Source organism: Vibrio xiamenensis (genome assembly GCF_900100015.1).
Lineage (GTDB): Bacteria > Pseudomonadota > Gammaproteobacteria > Enterobacterales > Vibrionaceae > Vibrio > Vibrio xiamenensis.
In genome coordinates this window covers 235,637-256,121 of the sequence record NZ_FNDD01000002.1, presented here as the reverse complement: position 1 = coordinate 256,121, position 20,485 = coordinate 235,637, and the positions used below count along the sequence as shown (strand labels likewise).

General features: G+C 49.3%; 16 protein-coding genes. 10 read left to right on the top strand and 6 right to left on the bottom strand.

The genetic code is table 11. The annotated features are described in order from the left end of the window. Positions 1-19 precede the first annotated feature (19 nt). The 4 genes from BLS03_RS02800 (at position 20) to BLS03_RS02785 (ending at position 4,762) form a co-directional block, all read left to right on the top strand. Positions 20-1,297, top strand: coding sequence for an NAD(P)/FAD-dependent oxidoreductase (locus BLS03_RS02800; RefSeq protein WP_093269345.1), 1,278 nt, complete (start codon positions 20-22; stop codon positions 1,295-1,297). Between the two features lie 46 nt (positions 1,298-1,343). Then, on the top strand, positions 1,344-2,210 hold the full coding sequence (aguB, locus tag BLS03_RS02795; RefSeq protein WP_093269342.1) for an N-carbamoylputrescine amidase: 867 nt from the start codon (positions 1,344-1,346) through the stop codon (positions 2,208-2,210). 14 nt (positions 2,211-2,224) lie between these two features. Further along, positions 2,225-3,325, top strand: coding sequence for an agmatine deiminase (gene aguA, locus BLS03_RS02790; RefSeq protein ID WP_093269339.1), 1,101 nt, complete (start codon positions 2,225-2,227; stop codon positions 3,323-3,325). A 249-nt stretch (positions 3,326-3,574) separates the two neighbouring features. Beyond that, positions 3,575-4,762: an ankyrin repeat domain-containing protein gene (locus BLS03_RS02785; RefSeq protein ID WP_093269336.1), complete on the top strand. Its 1,188-nt coding sequence runs from the start codon at positions 3,575-3,577 to the stop codon at positions 4,760-4,762. A 92-nt stretch (positions 4,763-4,854) separates the two neighbouring features. On the opposite strand, the gene BLS03_RS02780 is transcribed toward BLS03_RS02785, so the two are convergent. The 3 genes from BLS03_RS02780 to BLS03_RS02770 form a co-directional block, all read right to left on the bottom strand. Continuing rightward, positions 4,855-6,735, bottom strand: a complete 1,881-nt coding sequence (locus BLS03_RS02780; RefSeq protein WP_093269334.1) for a methyl-accepting chemotaxis protein — start codon at positions 6,733-6,735, stop codon at positions 4,855-4,857. A 503-nt stretch (positions 6,736-7,238) separates the two neighbouring features. After that, entirely contained in the window at positions 7,239-8,399 is a 1,161-nt protein-coding gene (locus tag BLS03_RS02775) for an amidohydrolase (protein ID WP_093269331.1), read from the bottom strand. A gap of 199 nt (positions 8,400-8,598) precedes the next feature. Beyond that, positions 8,599-9,027: a DUF7282 domain-containing protein gene (locus BLS03_RS02770; RefSeq protein ID WP_093269328.1), complete on the bottom strand. Its 429-nt coding sequence runs from the start codon at positions 9,025-9,027 to the stop codon at positions 8,599-8,601. A 444-nt stretch (positions 9,028-9,471) separates the two neighbouring features. On the opposite strand from BLS03_RS02770, the gene BLS03_RS02765 reads away from it, so the two are divergent. Next, positions 9,472-10,275 (top strand): MetQ/NlpA family ABC transporter substrate-binding protein, encoded by an 804-nt coding sequence (locus BLS03_RS02765; protein ID WP_093269325.1) that lies wholly within the window; start codon positions 9,472-9,474, stop codon positions 10,273-10,275. 100 nt (positions 10,276-10,375) lie between these two features. On the opposite strand, the gene arfB is transcribed toward BLS03_RS02765, so the two are convergent. Beyond that, entirely contained in the window at positions 10,376-10,789 is a 414-nt protein-coding gene (gene arfB / locus BLS03_RS02760; protein ID WP_093269322.1) for an alternative ribosome rescue aminoacyl-tRNA hydrolase ArfB, read from the bottom strand. A 241-nt stretch (positions 10,790-11,030) separates the two neighbouring features. Between arfB and dbpA the strand changes: the two genes are divergently transcribed. Both dbpA and rarD read left to right on the top strand, forming a co-directional pair. Next, positions 11,031-12,419, top strand: coding sequence for an ATP-dependent RNA helicase DbpA (gene dbpA / locus BLS03_RS02755; protein ID WP_093269318.1), 1,389 nt, complete (start codon positions 11,031-11,033; stop codon positions 12,417-12,419). Positions 12,420-12,825: 406 nt separating this feature from the next. Then, on the top strand, positions 12,826-13,740 hold the full coding sequence (gene rarD / locus BLS03_RS02750) for an EamA family transporter RarD (RefSeq protein ID WP_176765504.1): 915 nt from the start codon (positions 12,826-12,828) through the stop codon (positions 13,738-13,740). Positions 13,741-13,772: 32 nt separating this feature from the next. On the opposite strand, the gene BLS03_RS02745 is transcribed toward rarD, so the two are convergent. Continuing rightward, positions 13,773-15,128: a GGDEF domain-containing protein gene (locus tag BLS03_RS02745; protein WP_176765503.1), complete on the bottom strand. Its 1,356-nt coding sequence runs from the start codon at positions 15,126-15,128 to the stop codon at positions 13,773-13,775. A gap of 249 nt (positions 15,129-15,377) precedes the next feature. After that, entirely contained in the window at positions 15,378-16,559 is a 1,182-nt protein-coding gene (locus BLS03_RS02740) for a pyridoxal phosphate-dependent aminotransferase (RefSeq protein ID WP_093269308.1), read from the bottom strand. 295 nt (positions 16,560-16,854) lie between these two features. On the opposite strand from BLS03_RS02740, the gene BLS03_RS02735 reads away from it, so the two are divergent. Genes BLS03_RS02735 through nikE form a run of 3 tightly spaced genes read left to right on the top strand, consistent with a single transcriptional unit; the run spans position 16,855 to position 20,472 of the window. Then, the gene (locus tag BLS03_RS02735) at positions 16,855-17,874 is read left to right on the top strand and encodes an ABC transporter permease (RefSeq protein ID WP_093269306.1); all 1,020 of its coding nucleotides are present in this window, start codon (positions 16,855-16,857) and stop codon (positions 17,872-17,874) included. Between the two features lies 1 nt (position 17,875). After that, the gene (locus tag BLS03_RS02730) at positions 17,876-18,790 is read left to right on the top strand and encodes an ABC transporter permease (RefSeq protein WP_093269304.1); all 915 of its coding nucleotides are present in this window, start codon (positions 17,876-17,878) and stop codon (positions 18,788-18,790) included. A gap of 2 nt (positions 18,791-18,792) precedes the next feature. Beyond that, entirely contained in the window at positions 18,793-20,472 is a 1,680-nt protein-coding gene (gene nikE, locus BLS03_RS02725) for a nickel ABC transporter ATP-binding protein NikE (protein ID WP_093269301.1), read from the top strand. Positions 20,473-20,485 lie beyond the last annotated feature (13 nt).

Genomic DNA, 20,485 nt, shown 5'->3' with positions numbered 1-20,485 from the left:
GATAATAAGGACGATTGAGATGAACAAACATACCGATTCCTACTATGCCCATTCGGTGGGGGCGGGCAGCGATTATCCGCAGCTCAACGACCACATCGAATGTGATGTCTGTGTGGTTGGCGCCGGATTCTCCGGGCTCTCTTCTGCGCTGCACTTGGCCGAAAAAGGTTTCAAAGTGGTGGTGCTGGAAGGCAGCAAAGTCGGCTTTGGCGCCACTGGGCGTAATGGCGGTCAAATCGTCAATAGCTACAGCCGCGATGTCGATGTGATTGAAAGCCGTTATCCGCCAGAGCAAGCCAAAGCGCTGTGCAATATGATTTTTGAAGGTGGCGATATCATTCGCGGCCTAGTCGATAAATACCAAATCGATTGTGACCTCAAGCATGGCGGCCTATTTACCGCGCTAAATAACAAGCAGCTCAAAGGTTTGGCCGAACACAAAGCTGGTTGGGAGCGCTATGGTAATGACCAACTCACCATGCTCAGCCAAGATGAACTCGAGCAGCAAGTGGGCACCCGCGCTTATGTCGGCGGCCTTTTGGATATGCGCGGCGGTCATATTCATCCGCTCAAACTTGCCCTTGGTGAAGCGGCGGCGTTTGTGTCATTGGGCGGGCAGATTTTTGAGCAATCGGCGGTAACCGAAATTCAAAAAGGCACCAATCCCGTAGCGCACACCGCAAACGGCAGCGTGAAAGCGAAGTATTTGGTGCTGGCGGGCAACGCCTATCTTGGCGGCTTAGCGCCGAATATCAGCAATAAAGCGATTCCTTGTGGCACTCAAGTGATTACCACTGAGCCACTGAGCGAGCAGCAACTGGCTGAAATTCTACCCAGCGATTACTGCGTTGAAGATTGCAATTACTTGCTCGATTACTTCCGCTTGACCGCGGACAAACGCTTGTTGTTTGGTGGTGGTGTGGTGTACGGCGCGCGCGATCCAGATAACGTCGAAGCCTTGATTCGCCCTAAAATGGAAAAAGTCTTTCCGCAGCTCAAAGGCATCGGCATTGATTACGCGTGGACTGGCAATTTCTTGCTCACTTACTCACGCATGCCTCAATTTGGCAGTTTTGATGACAACATTTATTACCTGCAAGGTTACAGTGGTCATGGTGTTACTTGTACCCATTTAGCGGGTAAATTATTGGCCGAAGCGCTAACGGGTCACGCCGAGCGTTTTGATGCTTTTGCCTCGCTTAAGCATCCGACCTTCCCGGGCGGACGACATTTCCAAATTCCATTTACTGCCATCGGCGCGGCGTACTATAACCTGCGCGACAAATTGGCCATTTAACGAATTGATAGCGCTTGTAAGCGATTGAGAAAAAGGAACATTCAACATGAGTAGAGTGGTAAAGTTTGCCGCAGTGCAACTGGCAATCAGTTGGGATCTGGCCGATAACTTGGCCAAAGTTAAAGCGGCGATTCGTGAAGCGGCGGCCAATGGCGCGAACGTAATTTTGCCTCAGGAGCTGTTTGCGGCGCCGTATTTCTGCAAAAAGCAGGAAGCGAAATATTTCGAATTGGCGCAGAGCACCAAAGAGTGCGAGGTGATTTTAGAGCTTAGTGCGCTTGCCAAAGAGCTTAATGTGGTGATTCCGGTCAGCTATTTTGAAAAAGCCGGCAACACCTTTTTTAACTCACTGGTGATGATCGATGCCGACGGCACGGTACTGGAAAACTATCGTAAATCGCACATTCCAGATGGCCCGGGTTACAGCGAAAAATACTATTTCAGCCCTGGCGACACCGGTTTTAAAGTGTGGAAAACCCAATTTGGTGATTTTGGCGCTGGCATCTGCTGGGATCAATGGTTCCCAGAGCTCGCCCGCAGCCTTGCATTGCAAGGCGCCGAAGTGATTTTTTATCCCACCGCAATCGGCAGTGAGCCACAAGATCCAAGCCTTGATTCGCGTGATCACTGGCAACGCACTATGCAAGGTCACTCGGCGGCGAATTTGGTGCCAGTTATCGCTTCAAACCGGGTTGGGGTTGAAGTTGACGATGGCATTGAAACCACTTTCTACGGTTCATCTTTTATTACCGACCACACCGGCGGAAAAATCGCTGAAGCGCCGCGCGAAGGTGAAACCATTATCTACGCTGAGATCGATCTCGAAGCGACCGCCAAAGCCCGCCACGCTTGGGGCTTGTTCCGCGACCGTCGCCCTGAGCTGTACGGCCATGTCGGCAAACTAGCGCTGTAATTAGGAGAGTGAGCATGGAACGCTTAACCACCCCAGCCGAGGATGGCTTTTATTTTCCCGCCGAGTTTGCCCCCATCGATCAGGTTTGGCTGGCTTGGCCGGAGCGCAGCGATAACTGGCGCGATGGCGCCAAGCCTGCTCAGCAAACTTTTGCTCGCATCGCCAATGCCATCGCAAGTGTCACTCCAGTGCGCGTCGCAGTCAGCGCCCAGCAGTGGGTGAATGCTCGCGCGCAGTTGGATGAAAAGGTCGAGCTGGTTGAGATGGCGTACAACGATGCTTGGATGCGTGATATTGGCCCGACGGTGCTGGTTGATGGCAAAGGGCAGCGCCGCGGCGTCAGTTGGCGGTTTAACGCCTGGGGCGGTGAGTTCAACGGCTTGTACGCCGATTGGCTGGCCGACGACCAAGTGGCGGCGAAGGTGTGCCAGCACATTGGAATCGAACACTATCAAGCGCCATTTGTACTTGAAGGTGGCTCGATTCACAGCGATGGCGAAGGTACGCTGTACACCACCGAAGAGTGTCTGTTAAGCCCTGGGCGCAATCCGCAGCTGAGTAAAGCACAGCTTGAGCAGCACTTGGCGGATTATCTTGGCATTCGTAAAGTCATATGGCTGCCAAACGGTTTGTACAACGATGAAACCGACGGTCACGTTGATAACATTTTGCATGTGATTGCACCGGGCAAAGTTGTACTGAGCTGGACAGACGATCCAAACGATCCGCAGTATTCGTTATCGAGGCTGGCTGAGCAAGCACTCAAGGCGCAAACCGATGCGATGGGGCGCACCATTGAAATCATCCGCTTGCCACTTCCCGGGCCGCTGTATTATAGCGAGCAAGAGGCCAGTGGCGTTGATGCCAGCCAAGGGATGGTGCGTGATGCCGGCGAGCGTTTAAGTGCCTCTTACGCGAACTTTTTAATCGTTAATCAGCATGTGTTTTTGCCGTTGTTGGATGACAAGGTTGACCAGCAGGCTGTCGCAATTTTGCAGTCAGCGCTGCCAAGCTACACCATTGTCGGTATTCCAGCTCGTGAAGTGCTGCTCGGTGGGGGGAATATTCATTGCATTAGTCAGCAAATTCCTGCTCCATATGTGCTTGCTAAATAGCTTTTACACCCCAAAAATCTAGCCCTTCAATAAGCTTTAACGCCGAAACCAGACTGTCTGATTTCGGCGTTTTGTTGTTGGTGCCAATGTTTTTTGATAATGAGAATTGACATCATTCGCAACTTTTGGCATTTATAAATTCCTTTTATATTTCCTTAGGTTATTAGCAAGCGTGGTACCAACGTCGAGCCGATTTGGTTTGTGGCGCTATTGCCTCACTTGCTTGCCCCTTATATTGAGTTGTTATCAATGAAATCCTTTTGGCTTCCCGCTTCTGTGCTCGCTATCGGTATCACTTTTAGTTACTTTTATGGCTTCTATTTAGGTTCGCATCAATCAAATTCAGCCAGTGTTACTGAGTCATCGATAGCGGGCGATGATCAACATGATGTGGCTATGAGTTCAAATCCAGACTCTCAAACGCGCGCCATCACTGCACCATCAACGGCTGTAATATCTAAGCGCGATGTTGGCGATTATCCCTACATTGAGCGGTCATTGGCTGAGTATGGGATGAGCCTTCACAATCTCGACGCACAAAAGTGGCAGCAGTTTCTAAACTGGCAGGGGATTGGTTACATCGTTGATCAACTCGGTGATGGAAACACGCTGTTTGACGCTGCGATTAAGGCCAACAATACGCAATTGGTTAAACAAATGCTTGCTTTTGGTTTTGATGTTAATGAAGCGAAACCGGATGGAGAGTTCAACTCGCCATTGCAAAAAGCCGCTTATTACGGCGATATCGAGATGTTTCGTACCATATTTGATGTCGTCAATGATGTGAACGATAAGCGTTATAGGCGCTTAATTGCTTTTATTGTTACTTCAAGCCTTAGCGAAGCGAGTAAACACGCCAAAATCCAATATTCCCTTGACCACGGCTATCGATTGACCGACGTTGGTTTCCATGTCATGCCTCTGCTGCGTTACGGTAATTTAGACTCCAATCCGTATCTATCAAGTTTTGAAGGCACTATCGACTTCAATCAAAAATTAGATGGCAGCTCAGCCATGCTCACTGCGATACGTATGCGGGCAAATGATGCCACACTGCAAGATTTGATTGCTGACTTTCACCCCGAGCAGCTAGCAAAGCAGGAGCAAAGTGACATTTTGCATCGTGCCGTCATCTCACGCGACATGACAAATATAACCACCTTTGAAGATCTGCTTGATAGCGGTCTCAATCCCAACTTAACTGACCGAGGTGGATATACGGCGGTGATGAAATTGGCGATGGTTTTGGCCTATTCGAGTAAGTCTAATATTTCTGCTGAGTTAGTCGATAGTACTAAACAAAAACTAGCGGCGTTACTGGCCCGAGGCGCAGACGTTACGATCAAGAACCATAAAGACCAAACCGTGTTTGATTTGATTGATCAGGTAAAAGTTAGCGCTGAGCAAAAACAGCAAGTACGTGATCTGCTGAACTAGCGGTTTTATCGTGTGATTTGCCATCAATAAAAAAAGAAAACCGAGCCAATTGGCCCGGTTTGTTTGTGATCTTTAAGTGCTGCGAGGAAGTATTACCACTTAAAGATCTCAATCGATTTATTCAGCGTGCCAGCGATTTGGGTCATCTCTTGCGAGCGCAGGTGGTTGCTTTCAGACACATCAAATGTTGATTTCGCCAAGTCGTTAATTTCCACCACATTGGCGCCGATTTCAGAGGCCACATGGCTTTGTTCTTCCACTGCGGCGGCTATTTGGGTGTTCATGTCTTGAATCAGCGCCACTGAGGTTTGAATCTCTTGCAGTGCTTGGTTAGCAAGTGCCGATTTTTCCGAGGTAGTCTGAGCATCTTTCATATTGATGCGCATCAGCTCCACCGAGCGGCTGGCTTCATGTTGCAAGCGATTGATGGTGTCTTGAATCACCGTGGTGCTCTCTTTGGTTTGATTCGCTAAGCTGCGTACCTCATCGGCCACAACCGCGAAGCCACGACCGTGTTCACCTGCACGCGCCGCTTCAATGGCTGCGTTAAGCGCCAGCAAGTTGGTTTGCTCCGAAATACCGTCAATCACTTCCAGAATTTGACCAATGCTTTGGGTGGCTTTTTCAAGCTCAAGGTTGACGTTCACCACGGCTTCAATACCGCCCACCAGTTCAATAATGCTCTGGTTCATGTCGCTGACCATGCGCATCCCTTGCTCTGAATAGCCATTAGCGCCTTTGGCTGAATCTGATGCTTTAAGGGCGTTACGCGCAACTTCATCCACCGATGCCGACATTTCGTTCATTGCTGTGGCGGCTTGCTCTAATTGCAGCATTTGCGATTCAGAACTGATTTTTACTTGTGATGAGGTTTCAGACATCTCAACCGACGAGTGGTCGATTCGCTCAGCCGAGGTTTGAATTTGTTTCATGGTGTCTTTGAGGTTGTCGACCATGGCAAGGGTCGCCGCCAATACACCGGTTTCATGACCGCGCGCGCTGCCCGCGAGAGATAGGTCACCGGCGGCAACTTTGCGCACGATAGCTTCAATTTCAGTCGGCTCACCGCCAATTGGGCGATACATTAAACTGACCACTAAGTAGTAACTCAGCGCGCCAGCAATGGCGAGGGCGACAATGCCAAGAATCAGGCTGTTTTGCAGATTGTCTCTGGATGGCGCAGTGATATTTTGTACGCTTTCCCAGCTCCACACGCTCCAGCCTAGCTCTTGAGAAATGGCGCTTACCACATAGAAGGCTTGATCGTTATGTTCATAGGTGTGGCCTGACCCATTTTGTTGGCGATAGCTGGCGTAAGTTGGGCGCAGTTCAAATAGGTTTTTACCCACGCTTTCGGCATCTTTGGCCGACAGAATGTAGCCATCTTTACGCGCGACATAAATTTGCTGTTTCTCAGACAGGTTTTTGATGTAGGACGTAATACCATCAAGCGCGATATTGGCACCGATAATGGCCACAATTCGACCATTACGCTTCACTGGCTCAACCAACGACATAATAATTTTGCCCGACGATGCTTTATAAGGGGTCGTGATAACGTCAACTTCGCCGTCCATGATTCGTGTGTACCATTCGCGGCCAGCGGCTTTGGCATTGAAGTTTTGAATTTCACCGTCGACGCGATAAGTGGTGCCATCCGCCGTACCGAAAAAGGACGCCACCATGTCATAGTGACCTTCCATAAATTTGAGTTTTTCGACCAATTGCTGTTCGTTAAGCTCGCCGGCTGCGTTGATGTCGATGGAGTCGGCCGACATTTTGAGCATGTCAAAGTTACGCAGCATTTTTTGTTCAACGCCAGAGGCAATAAGTGCCGCCTCGGTTTTGAGCTTGTCGGTATAATTTTGCTGAGAAGAGTCGCTAAACGAGATGTATCCCACGCCGATAATCAAGGCGATGACGAACATAAACAGTCCGCCGATCGATAATAGTATTTTGTTCTTTGCGCTCATAGTTCACCCTTTGAAGACATAAATATGAAGGACTTTATTATTCAAGCTCGCACGTCAGTGTTAAGGCTTGCTTTTAATTCATCAGGGCGGCGAATGAGCTTCGAAACGGCGATAGACTAAACGGCGAGAAACAAGGCGACCTAATGATCAAAAGTGATGTTTTTGGTTACCCAATATAAGCAAGTGAACGCTAGGTTTCTTTGTGCATATGAACAATAAACGCCCTTTAAAAACAGGGCGTTATTGTGCAAAAGTATGAAAATATTTTGCGGCCGTAAAATGCGGATTTAAGTACTGAGTCAGTGGTAAATGTAAACTTTTGTATTACTTAGATTTTGTTGGGAAATATGGCTAATCACAAGGCGTAGCTAGAGTTAATACTCAGCTTGGGAAATTACTGATTGATTCACAACTTTTAAGTGGTCAATTTATCATTTTGTGATTTTTAGCTAAAAGTTATTGTCAATCAATCAGTTGTTACACTTGGTTTGGCTTTTCATTGATTAGGAATTGGCGCGTTCGAGTGATTCAATTTGATGAAGATCGTTAATCAGTGCCAAAAACAGCGCGGCTGCGGTCTCAAGCAACGGATCGGGAAAATCGTAATCAGGGTTGTGCAATTCTGGGTGGTGCTCGCCGCTGCCGATGCAAAACAGTGCGCCTTTGGTTTGCGCCAAAAACTCAGCAAAGTCTTCTGACCAGCGCATCGGCTCTGCCAGTTCGGTGACGTTTAGTCCCAGCGCTTGTGCTTGTTGTTTGACCATTTGGTAGTGCGCCTCATCATTGACCGCGGCTTGAAAGGGTTCATCCCAACTAAGGTGCACGTCAAGCTCGCTGTGTAATTTTAAGTGAGCGAGTTTGTCACTTAGCGCCTGCTGCATTGCAGCAAACGTCTGGTTACATTCGCTGCGCATCGTCGCCAGTATGGTCGCGCTGCCAGGTGCTACACCAAACACAGCGTCACCAAGTTTGACGTGCGCGACCGTGACTAGGCTGAATACATCGCGATATTGATCGGGTAAGGCTTGCAAAAATTCAATGATCTCAAGCATGACTGAGGTTGGATTGATGCCGTGCTCCGGCCATGCCGCGTGTGAGGTTTTGCCTTGCAGTTCGATTTTAGCGCCCACTGATGCACAGGCAAAGGTGCTCGGTTTAACGATGACTTGATGCAGCGGATGACCGGGTAAATTGTGATAGGCGAAAGCGTGGTCAATCGTCATACCACTGAGTTTGCTGTCGCTTAGCATCGCGGCTGCACCTGTGCCGATTTCTTCCGCTGGTTGAAACAGCAAAATGACTTTGCCACATGGTGGTGGCGTTAGGCTAAGCTGCTCGGCGACTTTAAGCAGCGAGGTGGTGTGGCCATCGTGGCCGCAGGCGTGCATGATTCCCGGTTTCTGGGAGATGTGACCATGGCTTGCCACCTCGGTAATTGGTAGCGCATCAAAATCAGCCCGTAACAATGTGGTGTCACCTGCGTGTTCCCCTTCGATAATACATATGATGCCATGACCACCGATGTCGGTTATCGGCTCAAGCCCAAAGCCTTGTAACTGCTCGCAGATTGCGCGAGACGTATGTTGCTCTTGGCCTGAGAGTTCAGGATGTTGGTGCAGTTGGCGACGAAAAGTCGGCGCGTCAAAGGGGGGAGTCTGAGTCATAAGTTATCCTTAACTTTATCGCGTGTTACTCGTTGTTATTCCACGTTAATCAAATTGGCGTTTGGAAGCGAGTGTTTATTATTCAGCCGCTTTTATTTGGTTGTTGATGAATTGAGCAGAAAAAATAAAGGCATGCGTTTAGCATGCCTTTACAGGTAATTGGGTGACGCGAACCAACGCGTTTTAAGGTGGTAACGGGTTATTTAACCGTGATGACATCCATCACCAATTTGCCGCCTTCGCGGACTGGGCCGTCAGCTTTGGAGCCGAGTGTGTATTCAAACACGCCCGTTTTCATGCCGCCATCCTCGCCGTGCAGCATTAACATCAGCATATCACCCGACATAACAGGTTCGGTCAGAATTGCGGTGACGTCATTGTTAGCCCCTTTTTTCAGCGGTGCGTAACCAACCACAGGTCCCGGTTTCATCATTTTATCGGTGCGATGTACCACCATCCAGCCGTTGGCATCGGCTTTAATCATTTGCGCAGTGACGGTGCCACCAGACACATCTTGATCCATGGCTTTCACACTGAGGTGGTGTCCCGCCCACGCAGAAGTAGAAACGCCAATCAAGGCCGCGCTGAGACATAAGGTTTTTAACGACGTAGTAAACGGTGTATTCATGATCGATTCCTATCATTATGATTGCGTTGCACGTTACAACGCGAAGCTGTAATTCCCGCTAGCGATACGTCAGCTAACCCGATTTCATACGTTAAAAGATTAGAATCGGTTCACTAAAAAGTATGCAATTATGCGATTATTTTTTTACGCCTTAGGGTGTGGTTGGGGGTATGTATATGCAAATCATGGAATAAACGAAAATACTAAATTTTTTTCCATTGAACTCATTTTTCACTGTATTTGGTCGTCAATTTAGTTGGCTTGATTGCTCACTAGGCTTGAAATGTAGTGCAAGCTCAGTATTGGCAAGGGGTTAGGGGAATTTCATCATATTTGCAGACTAATGTGATGGCGAAAGAATCTGATTGCATCTTAAGTTTTGCACGGTAGTATGCTTTTTTAGATGTCTATACGTCTATATATGATGTTGTTATGGAGGATGTAATGAAAACAATAAAAACCGCGCTGACGTGGTTATGTGCAGTGGGTCTTGCGCTAGGATTGAGCGCTTGCGGCCAAAAAGAAGACAAAGTACTTAAAGTCGGTGCAACGGTTGGGCCTCATGCTCAAGTGGTTGAAGCGGCGGTAAAAGAAGCCGCTAAGCAAGGCCTTAAAGTGGAGTTGGTTGAGTTTTCTGACTTTATCACCCCTGATGCGGCGCTTGCCGATGGCAGCATCGACCTTAATAGCTATCAGCACTTACCCTTTTTGAATAATTTCAATAGCAACAACGATTCAGACTTAGTGTCGATGGGTAAATCGATTTTGATGCGTATGGGCGTGTATTCAAACCGTTATAAATCTCTGGATGAACTTCCAGATAATGCGCGCATCGCGATTCCAAACGATCCGACCAATGGCGGCCGTGGTTTGTTGCTGCTGGCTGATGCGAACCTGATTAAGCTAAAACCGGGTGTGGGCTTTAAAGCAACGGTTAACGATATCATTGATAATCCAAAACATTTTGAGATTCTAGAAATCGACGCCGCGCAATTGCCTCGTACTTTGGATGATGTTGATGCAGCTGCGATCACGATGAACTACGTGATGTCGGCAGGGCTGGATCCGAAAAAACAAGGTATCTATCTTGAGCCAAAAGATGCGCCGCTGGCTGTGATGGTCATTGCTGCGCGTAAAGAAGATCAAGACAAAGAAGCCTACAAGAAATTCGTTAAGATTTACCAGTCTGAGGCGGTGCGTCAGTTTATCGACGACACTTTCCACGGTACGATTGAGGCGGCATTCTAATTCGCTGGCGAATTTGTAGCTGATGAAAATACAAAAAACGCTTTGGTTTCGGTCAAAGCGTTTTTTTGTGCTTAACGAATTGCTAAGCCGCAGTTGAATGTTAGTAGTCGACTTTGCCGCGTAAGTTTTTGGTCACTGCGGTGCGTTTTTTCGCCTCGACGCGTTTGATCTGCGAGCTTTTGGTCGGTTTGGTTGGGCGGCGCGTTTTTACTTCTACCATTGCAGATTGAATCAGCTCTTTGAGCCGATTGAGCGCGTCTTCTTTATTTTTTTCTTGAGTGCGCTGCGACTGAGCTTTAATCACAATCACTCCATCTTTGGTGATGCGACTGTCTTGCAGCGCCAACAAGCGTTGTTTATAGACATCCGGTAGCGTCGAGCGCTGAATGTCGAAACGCAAATGAATGGCGGTGGCAACTTTATTGACGTTTTGTCCACCGTTGCCCATCGCACGTATCGCCGATAGTTCAATTTCCCAGTCGGCAAGTGTCACCTTGTTAGATAGCGTTAACATGGTAGTAATAAAACCAATTCCTAATGTTGTTTTCTGGTTGGCCGATTGCCAAGTCGGCTATGTTTTCAGTGCCTAAGCTCTTTGTCAATCTTTATAGCGAGTACGGCGTGTTTCAATGTGTTCGCAGTCGCGCTTGACCTTTAGGCAAGCTAAGCGCAGTTAACGCTTTTTATCTTGGCACTTACTGTTACAATAGCGCCCTTTATTGCGACTTGGTTAAAATTTAGCCACAGGATTCATTGTGACATCATCCAACACCGACTTTTCTTCTCTGGCGCTTAAACCGTCTTTACTCAGTACCCTTAAAGAACTTGGCTTTAGCGCCATGACGCCAATTCAACAAGCCAGTTTGCCCGCCATTTTGGATGGCAGGGATGTATTGGCGCAGGCCAAAACCGGTTCAGGTAAAACGGCGGCGTTTGGTTTGGGGCTGCTTGAACGTCTTGAAGTAAAGCGTTTTCGTGTTCAGTCTTTGGTGCTGTGTCCAACTCGCGAATTGGCCGACCAAGTGGCCAAAGAGCTGCGCCGTTTTGCGCGTGGTATTCATAACATCAAGATTCTCACTTTATGTGGTGGTGTGCCGGTTGGGCCGCAAATTGGCTCGCTGGAACACGGCGCGCACATCATTGTTGGCACGCCAGGGCGCGTACTTGATCACCTGCAAAAACAGCGTCTGGATCTGAGTCATTTAACTCAGTTGGTGCTGGATGAAGCGGATCGCATGCTAGAAATGGGTTTTAACAAAGATTTAGAACAGATCTCGACCTTTATGCCGCGCGAGCGTCAAAGCTTGCTGTTTAGCGCTACCTTCCCAGAGCCTATTGCGCAACTGGCGCGTGAAATGATGAACAACCCGCTTAATATTGAGCTTAAAGAACGCCACGACCAGCTCAGCATTAGTCAGCGTTTTTACCAAGTCAACGATGCCAATAGCCGTTTGCAAGCTGCTCGTCTATTGCTGCTAAAACATCGCCCTGAAAGTGCAGTAATTTTCTGTAACACCAAGCGTGAAGCTCAAGATGTGGCTGATGATTTGGATGCCCAAGGCTTTAGTGTTAAAGCGCTACATGGCGATCTGGACCAGCGTCAGCGCGACCAAGCTTTGGTGCAGTTTGCGCTGAAAAGTGTGTCGATTTTAGTGGCCACCGATGTGGCGGCGCGCGGCTTAGACATTGATGCGCTGGATTTGGTGATCAACTACGATATGGCTCATGAGCCAGAAGTGCACGTTCACCGCGTAGGTCGCACAGGCCGTGCCGGTGCTAAAGGGGTAGCTGCCAGCCTCGTTGGGCCAAATGATGGTATGCGTTTAGCGCTTATTGAAGACAAATTCGGCCCGCAAAGCTTTAGCAGCTTGCCGAGCGAGTCGGGTTTGGATACCACGCCGCTGCGTGCAGAAATGACCTGCTTGCGTATTGAAGGTGGCAAGAAGCACAAATTGCGCCCGGGCGACATTCTTGGCGCCTTGACGGCAGGCAAAGTGATCGCGGGTAGCGAAGTCGGCAAAATCCAAATTAAAGACATTTGGTCCTATGTCGCAGTGCGTCAAAGCGTCGCGAAAAAAGCGCTGAATCTGCTCAATGATGGCAAACTGAAAGGCAAATCATTTCGCGTTTGGGCGATGAAATAAACGGCCAGTCCGGTTCAAACGTTTGATTGGACATGCAGTGAAAGGGTTAGCGATAGGCTAGCCCTTTTTATTGGCGATAAGCGGCTTGTTTATCAAAACCGTTGCTTATCGAAACGGCTCTGTTATCGAAAGAATGATTTTTTTTGGTATATCGTGTTGAAAAATAACTCTATTTTTATCGTTAAAGCACAATTGTGGGGAACCTGAGCATTTGTGGTGCAACGGCGCCGCCGCGCTTAGGATAACACTCGAATACGCTTTCACGGCGCTGCTTGGTTCGAAAGCGCTAGCTAAATAGTCTGCAAGGTATTCATTAAGTCGGTTTATTAATTGCATTGTTGAGTGATTTCTCAATCGCGGTGGCGTTTCGCGCCTTATTGCATGGATTAAACAGAGGGAACTGGCCTTGCTTATCGGAATTTTATTTTGTCTTAGTGCATCTGTGCTGTTCGGTGCCTTGTCTTACTACAGTGTTTGGCTTGAACCATTAGATGGTTTTGCTGTGTTTGGTTGGCGGGTTATGGGGACCGTCTTTATCATGCTGCTTGCGCTCGCTATCGCCAAGCAAGGACGCGCATTTCGCGAGGCGCTAAGTGAGGTTATCCATACGCCACGCTCGCTGATGATAGTCGTGGTGTGCAGCGTATTAATGAGTGTACAAGTGTGGTTATTTGGCTGGGCGCCACTTAATGGTCATGCGCAAGATTTGGCGATGGGTTATTTTTTGATGCCATTGACCTTGGTGCTGACTGGCCGTGTGCTGTTTAACGAGGGTTTGTCACGCTTGCAAAGTCTAGCGGTTGGCTTAGCGCTGATTGGGGTAGGGGCTGAGCTTTTACGTCACGGCGGCGTTTCTCTGGTGTCATTGGTGGTGATGCTCGGTTATCCGCCGTATTTCATTTTAAAGCGTCGCCTGAATCTTTGTGCATTGCACAGCATGATGGTCGAACATTTGGTTATGCTGCCGTTTGGCGTGGCGATTTTGTATCAGAAAAACTGGAACTGGGCGTTCTTTGCTGAGCAAGGTAACAATGGCTGGTTGATCATCGCCGGGCTTGGCGTTTTAGGTTGCATGGCGCTGCTGAGCTTTATTGCCGCCAGTCAGCGGATGCCGCTTTCGCTATTTGGCATGCTTAGCTACGTGGAACCTCTGCTGCTGTTTCTGGTCGCGCTTGCACTTGGAGAGTCGTTTTCCGAGGCTGATTTCATCACCTACGTGCCGATCTGGCTGGCGGTGGGATGCTTAATGCTCAACGGCTGGGTTGTTTATAAGCAGCACTATCTGATTGTTTCGACAAAGGCGCGGGCTATTTCAGCCTAAGTGCTGAAACCTTGCCACTGGGTTAATCTGTGTCAGGCAGAGATAGCCGTGAACTCCTGTTCAAAGGAGATCACACGGTTACGACCGTAATGCTTGGCACGGTACATGGCTTTATCTGCATTAGCGAGCGCCTGTTCTAGGCCAATCATATCGTTAAGTGGCGCGCAGCCTATCGATACCGACAGCGCGCCATGAACATCGGTAAAATCATTGATGTAAATGCCTTCCACCGCCATACGAAACTTTTCGGCAATGATCAGCGCTCCTGAATGAGCGTTGACATCCACCAGAGCGACAAATTCTTCACCGCCATAACGGCACAATAGGTCTGTCTCGCGAGAGCTATTTGTTAGCGCGTTTGCGATGGTGGCTAACACTTCATCACCCACACTATGACCAAAGTGGTCGTTAATTTTCTTAAAGTAATCCACGTCCATGAGCATCACATACAGAGTGGAGTTTTTGCGCCGCTGCCACGCCATACATTTGCTTGCTTCTTGGCTAAAGGCGACGCGATTATACAGCCCGGTCAGTTGGTCAAGGGTTTCAATTTGGTTCAGTTTACGCTCGACTGTGCGCCGTTCGCGATCGATTTTTTCTTGCGCTGCAGCGCTCATTGCTACGAGCAGAATGATAAACCAACTGGTGGCGACCACATACGCGCCAAACAGGTTTTCTAAGCCAGTGTTGACCAGCGATTGCACCAGCATATAGCCCAAAATAAAGCAAAACAGATACCCGACCACGACCTGCACCCGCGCGATTCGACCACCAATGTAGGGTGAAAGCACGGCGCGCACGATACCACGGCTTGAGGTAATAAACAGCGAACTTATCGACAGCAGCAATCCTAGTGTTGTGGTTATAAGTGACATGTCGCCATAAAAATTCTCAAGCCCGTAAGCATAACCAGTGATGGCTACCGTCGGAATGGCGAGTGCGATAAAGCTGCATATTTGTGATAGGAACGCTTTGCGATGGCGGCGAAAAATATTAGCCAGACACAGCAGCAGTAACATCGCCGTCGTGTTTAGCCCCATCACATTGTTGCGTGGGTCGTTAAGGTGCTCAAGGGGGTTGTAGAGAAAACTGGTGATCAACGCAGCGTTACTGGTGCCAAATTGTTCATCGACTAAACGCATGCTAATAAACAGTAACCCAATGTAGGCGCACATCGCTGAAAGGCAGGGGCGAGTGCGTGGTGGAAGCATCAAACCCAGAGCCAGTAGCGTGGTTAAGATTGCGGTTAATGGATTGGTGGCAGGACCACTTGGAATTGGGCGATACAGCACCTCTAAATCGACCAGATAGCCACTGAGGCTAAGGAGCGAGAAACCCAAACAGATGGCTGCCAGTGGTCGACAAATTTTGACAAAATAGCGAATCAAAGAGTGATGCTTTACATGCGGGGCTGAATAAACCAAATGTGTATGCCTATGCAATCTAGTGAGTATAAATAACAGGCTAGTTTAGGCTTTTGACTCTTGCCACTTGGCAGAAAAAAATTGAGTAATAACTGTGAATCAGCTTAAAAATGAGCAACATGAGGCATTTTAGTCGCACGTGATTTGCGTAACTGTCAGGGCTCTATGCTGCTCGGTTTAAGATCAAACACCAACGCTTAACGCATCGGTTCATTACTCTGGGCGATGGGTTAATAAAAAGTCGCGAATGCGCTCTAGGGCTGTTGCAAGCACCGCTAAATCGCAGCCGTAGCAAATACGCAGATGTTCACTGCCGCCAAGACCAAATGCCTCGCCTGGTGCCACACCGACTTTCGCCTCTTCAATCATACGTAAAATATACGCTTGGCTATTGGCCGCAAGGCCATCAATTTTGACAAACGCATAGAAGGTGGCAGGCATGTCATACAAGGTCACGCCAGGAATATCGCTGAGCGCTTGTGCCACCATGTCACGGGCGGTCAAAAAGCGCTCGCGAGTTTGTTCGATAAAACGTTCACCTTGGGTAATCGCCGCCAAACCACCAGCTTGTACAAAGCCTGGTGCGCATGAGACGTTAAACTCAATCAATTTGGTGATGGTGGGTGTGATGGCGCGCGGCAAGGTTAACCACCCCAAACGCCAGCCAGTCATACACCAAGCTTTAGAGAAACTATTGCAAACGATGATCGGGTCAGATTCGCGCATAAAGGTGCAAAACGATGGCGCGCTGTCGCCTTCATAGGTGTGGCGTGCGTACACTTCATCAGAAATCACCCAGACATTTTCTCGTCGAGCAAATTCACAAATTGCTTCAATCTGTTCTTTGGTCGCGCACCAACCGGTTGGGTTGTTCGGGCTGTTGATGACAATCGCTTTGGCATCTTTAGCTGCGTGAAATAGCGCGTCTAAATCCAGCTCAAAGCGATGACCATTTTGGCTTAGCTGCAGCTGTTCTACCTTTGCGCCGAGTAGTTGCGGTACGGCGAATAAGGTAGGGAATACCGGCGTGATGACCACCACTTTATCGCCGGCGCTGATGCAGGTCTGCGCGGCCAGCATGACCGCATTCGTCCCAGACACGGTAACCACGATATTGTGCTGGTCAAATTGCTGGTCATAAAGACGGTTTTGATATTCGGCGAGCGCGGTACGAAGCGCAGGTATACCGTTATTCGGGGTATAGCGAGTGTCACCTTGCTCAAGACCGTGCGCCGCGGCTTGGCGAATAAAATCTGGGGTTGGAATGTCCGATTCGCCAAACCACAGCGGAATCACATCCGCTTGGGTCATGCCGAAATTCGCGATAGTACGAATTGATGACTCACTCAACTGCTGAGCTATGGGGCTTAGGGCAGGGGGCAACGGTCTATCCATGACGGGAACTTCTCCTTTAAGTGGGCGTGGGATGGCATCAAAGCCAGAGCCGATGGGGATTACTATCCCATGTTTGGCGCAAAAATTTAATCAACTTGTTGGTTAGTTATTGCTTTTAAAGTGGGTATTTTAAGAATCTTTCCGATGTGATTTATCAGTTCAATATGATGCTATTGGGTAAATAATCAACAAGTGCTAGCCGATATTTTGCTAAAACTACCCTTTGTCTGGGTTGTGCATCGCCCTTAGCTATGATGATTTATTAGGCAAGCAAATCGTATTCAGGGAAGAATGTATGAGCCAAGCCTACTACTTATGGCTGCGCCTCAGTCGCTTGCTGCTGGTGTTGGTTGGATTATCGGTGATCATTTTTGTGGTGGCGCGCCTTATCCCCGGCGACCCAGCACGGATAGCACTTGGCCCGTTGGCGACCCCACAACAAGTCGCCGAACTGCAACAAAAGATGGGGCTGGATAAATCCATCGCAGTGCAGTATTTCGACTATATCAGCAATGTGTTTGATGGCGATATGGGTCAATCCACCATTACCGACCAGCCGGTGTTATCCGACATTACTCGCGCATTGCCAGCAACGCTTGAGTTGGTATTGGTGGCGGTATTTTTTACCGCGGCCATTGGCATGCCGCTGGGCATTTTCGCTGCTTATCGCCCAAATGGCTGGTTCGACCAAGTGTCGCGGGTCGTTTCATTGGTTGGGGTGGTGACACCGTCGTTTCTTCTCGCTCTGATCCTGCAGCTGCTGGCAAGCCTTGGTTGGCTTGATCTACCAGTCACCGAGCGTCTCTCTTCCTCAATGAACTTCAGCGCCGATTTTTCCGGTTTATTGTTGCTCGACAGTGTATTGCAAGGGCGCTTTGATGTGTTCCTTAACGCGCTGCAACATATTTTGCTGCCTGCAATTGCGCTGTCTGCCGCGGGTATTGGTCAGGTGATGCGCATTACGCGTTCGTCGATGATCGAATTTAGTCATCGCGACCACGTTGAAACGCTGCGTGCGTGCGGCGTTTCCAAGCCAGTGGTCAATTTCAAATATCTGCTGCGTCTGTCAGCGTCAGCGCCTCTGACCATTTTGGGCCTTGAGTTTGCCTCACTGATTGGTAACGCCTTTGTGGTCGAGATGGTGTTTTCGTGGCCGGGCGTGGCGAGCTATGGCGTGCGCTCGATTCTGCATAAAGATTTTAATGCCGTGATTGGCGTGGTGTTGGTGTCCGGTGTGTTCTTTATCGCCGCCAACTTATTGATTGATTTTATTATCGGCGTGGTCGACCCGCGCGTGAAGCACAAAGGAGCCTAACATGATTCCGTTAGAGCAAACCCATCTGCCTCATGGCGAGCAAGAGTTCACGCCATCTAGCGCGGACAAGCAATACTCCAACTTTGGTAAAGCCTGGTATCGCTTTACCCGTAACCCAACGGCAGTGATTGGCTTAGTGATTGTAGTGAGTGTGGTACTGTTCGCGCTGCTAGCGCCGCTTTTGGCGCCGTACCCTGAACACGCCGGCAGCTTTGTTAACTTTCGCGCTCGCCACCATGCGCCAGATTGGGATTACTGGATGGGCACCGACAACGTTGGCCGCGACATTTTAACTCGCGTCCTTTACGGCTATCGCGTGTCATTAAGTTTGGTGGTCGGCGTGCTGGCCCTGTCCGTGCCAGTTGGCGTGCTACTTGGCATCGTTGCCGCCTACGCAGGTGGTTGGATTGAGCAGCTCATCATGCGTTTTAACGACATGTTACTTGCGGTTCCGCCACTGGCATTGGCGCTGGCGATTACCTCGATTCTCGAGCCCAATTTAACCAACGCGATGCTGGCGATTGCTTGTCTGTGGTGGAACTGGCACTGCCGCTTGGTGTATCGCTTGGCTAAAAGCATTGTCACCGAAGACTTTATCGAAGCTGCGCGCCTGTCTGGTGCGAGCCACTGGCACATTGTGGTCAAAGAAATTTTGCCGAACTGCGTGGCTGCGATCAGCGTTAAAACCACGCTCGACGCCGGATTTGTGATTTTGTTTGGCGCGACGCTGAGCTTTCTTGGCCTAGGCGTTCAGCCGCCAACTCCAGATCTTGGCACCATGGTGTCGACTGGCGCGGCGTACTTACCCGAATATTGGTGGGAAGCCATGATGCCGGGGCTGGCGATTTTGTACGCCATTTTAGGCTTTAACTTGCTTGGCGACGGCCTGCGCGACTTTTTTGATGTGGAGGTATAACCATGCAGCCATTAATTGAAATTTCCGATTTTAGCCTGGCGTTTAAAGTCTATGGTGGTCAGCGCCAAGTGTTGCATCGTATTTCGCTGCACATTCATCCGGGCGAGCGCGTTGCTTTGATTGGCGAGTCGGGCTCAGGCAAAAGTGTCACTAGCAAAATGTTGATGGGCACGCTTAACAGCCAGCAAATCGTGATCAATAGCGGTGATATCAAGGTCGATGGTGAGTCGCTGCTGAGTATGGAACACAGCAAGCGCGAGAGCCTTAAAGGCTCAGTGATGTCGATGATTCAGCAAGATCCGCAGACCTCGTTCAATCCGGTGTTTCGCATTCGCACTCACCTTAACGACATCATGAAATTCGTTGAGAAAACCAGCGGCGTGAAATACACCAGAGCCGAGCGCAAAGCGCACATTTTAGCGGTACTGGACAAGGTCAAGCTGACCGATACTGAGCGGGTATATAACGCTTATCCATGGCAACTTTCCGGTGGTATGCGCCAACGAGTCTTGATTGCGATGGCGCTGCTGCATCCCACCAAATTGCTGATTGCCGATGAGCCGGGGACGGCTCTGGATGTGACCACGCAAGATGAAATCATCAAGTTGATTAACCAGCTGGTGGAAGACGAACAACTGGCGCTACTGATGATCACCCATAACCTTGGCGTGGTGCGCAAAACCGCCGACCGCGTGTACGTGATGCAGCATGGCCGCATTGTTGAACACGGCAGTGTGGCGAACATTTTTGACCGCGCTAAGCACTCCTATACCCAAAGGCTGTTTGATTCGGTTCCGCGTCTTTACGCGCCAAACCAAGAACCAAAACCGCCAAGCTCAAAAGCGCCGTTGGTTCGCTTTGTTGAAACTTGCAAAACCTTTCACGGCAAAAAAGATTGGCGTGGACGTGTGACCTCGCAAGTCAAAGCGGTTAAGCCACTGAATTTAAGCATCAATCAAGGCGATACGTTTGGTCTGGCTGGCGAGTCTGGCTCTGGCAAAACCACCCTTGCGCGCATGCTGATGGGCATTATTGATTGCACCGATGGCAACATCATGATCGAAGCCAAACCGCTAGCCACTTGGCGCGCTAATCAGGCCAATCGTCACAGCATTCAGATGGTGCATCAAAACCCGGCGGCGTCGCTTAACCCGCGTCGCACCATCGCGCAAACGCTATCGGTACCACTCAAATATATCGGAAAATCTCAGGACATTGATGGCGAAATTCGCCGCTTGCTTGAATTGGTGGAATTGCCACAAGAGTACGCCGAGATGTATCCGTCAAGCTTATCTGGCGGGCAAAAACAGCGAGTCGCTATTGCGCGTGCTTTGGCAGCGAACCCCAAAATTTTGGTGCTCGACGAACCGACTTCCGCGCTGGATGTGTCGGTGCAAAAAAGCGTGATTGAGCTGTTAGAACGCCTGCAAAGCGATCTGGGTTTGACCTATCTGTTTATTTCCCACGATCTGAGCCTAATGCGCCAGTTTTGCAATCGCGTGGCGGTGATGTATCGCGGCGAACTGCTTGAAGTGGGCGATACCCAAACGCTGTTTGATATGCCGAATCACAACTATACCCGCGCTTTGATCCGCGCGATTCCGGTGATCAGCGAAGAAGAAGAGCGCCACAAACCGTATGTCAGTGATGCTGACGCCAAAGCAGCTTTAGCGTCAGCATAGAAACAAGGAGTAA

What these genes read in the sequence shown, in the direction of transcription:
- BLS03_RS02800 (WP_093269345.1), top strand. Translation starts at nt 20, where the DNA reads ATGAACAAACATACCGATTCCTACTATGCCCATTCGGTGGGGGCGGGC.
- aguB (WP_093269342.1), top strand. Translation starts at nt 1,344, where the DNA reads ATGAGTAGAGTGGTAAAGTTTGCCGCAGTGCAACTGGCAATCAGTTGG.
- aguA (WP_093269339.1), top strand. Translation starts at nt 2,225, where the DNA reads ATGGAACGCTTAACCACCCCAGCCGAGGATGGCTTTTATTTTCCCGCC.
- BLS03_RS02785 (WP_093269336.1), top strand. Translation starts at nt 3,575, where the DNA reads ATGAAATCCTTTTGGCTTCCCGCTTCTGTGCTCGCTATCGGTATCACT.
- BLS03_RS02780 (WP_093269334.1), bottom strand. Translation starts at nt 6,735, where the DNA reads ATGAGCGCAAAGAACAAAATACTATTATCGATCGGCGGACTGTTTATG.
- BLS03_RS02775 (WP_093269331.1), bottom strand. Translation starts at nt 8,399, where the DNA reads ATGACTCAGACTCCCCCCTTTGACGCGCCGACTTTTCGTCGCCAACTG.
- BLS03_RS02770 (WP_093269328.1), bottom strand. Translation starts at nt 9,027, where the DNA reads ATGAATACACCGTTTACTACGTCGTTAAAAACCTTATGTCTCAGCGCG.
- BLS03_RS02765 (WP_093269325.1), top strand. Translation starts at nt 9,472, where the DNA reads ATGAAAACAATAAAAACCGCGCTGACGTGGTTATGTGCAGTGGGTCTT.
- arfB (WP_093269322.1), bottom strand. Translation starts at nt 10,789, where the DNA reads ATGTTAACGCTATCTAACAAGGTGACACTTGCCGACTGGGAAATTGAA.
- BLS03_RS02740 (WP_093269308.1), bottom strand. Translation starts at nt 16,559, where the DNA reads ATGGATAGACCGTTGCCCCCTGCCCTAAGCCCCATAGCTCAGCAGTTG.
- BLS03_RS02735 (WP_093269306.1), top strand. Translation starts at nt 16,855, where the DNA reads ATGAGCCAAGCCTACTACTTATGGCTGCGCCTCAGTCGCTTGCTGCTG.
- BLS03_RS02730 (WP_093269304.1), top strand. Translation starts at nt 17,876, where the DNA reads ATGATTCCGTTAGAGCAAACCCATCTGCCTCATGGCGAGCAAGAGTTC.
- nikE (WP_093269301.1), top strand. Translation starts at nt 18,793, where the DNA reads ATGCAGCCATTAATTGAAATTTCCGATTTTAGCCTGGCGTTTAAAGTC.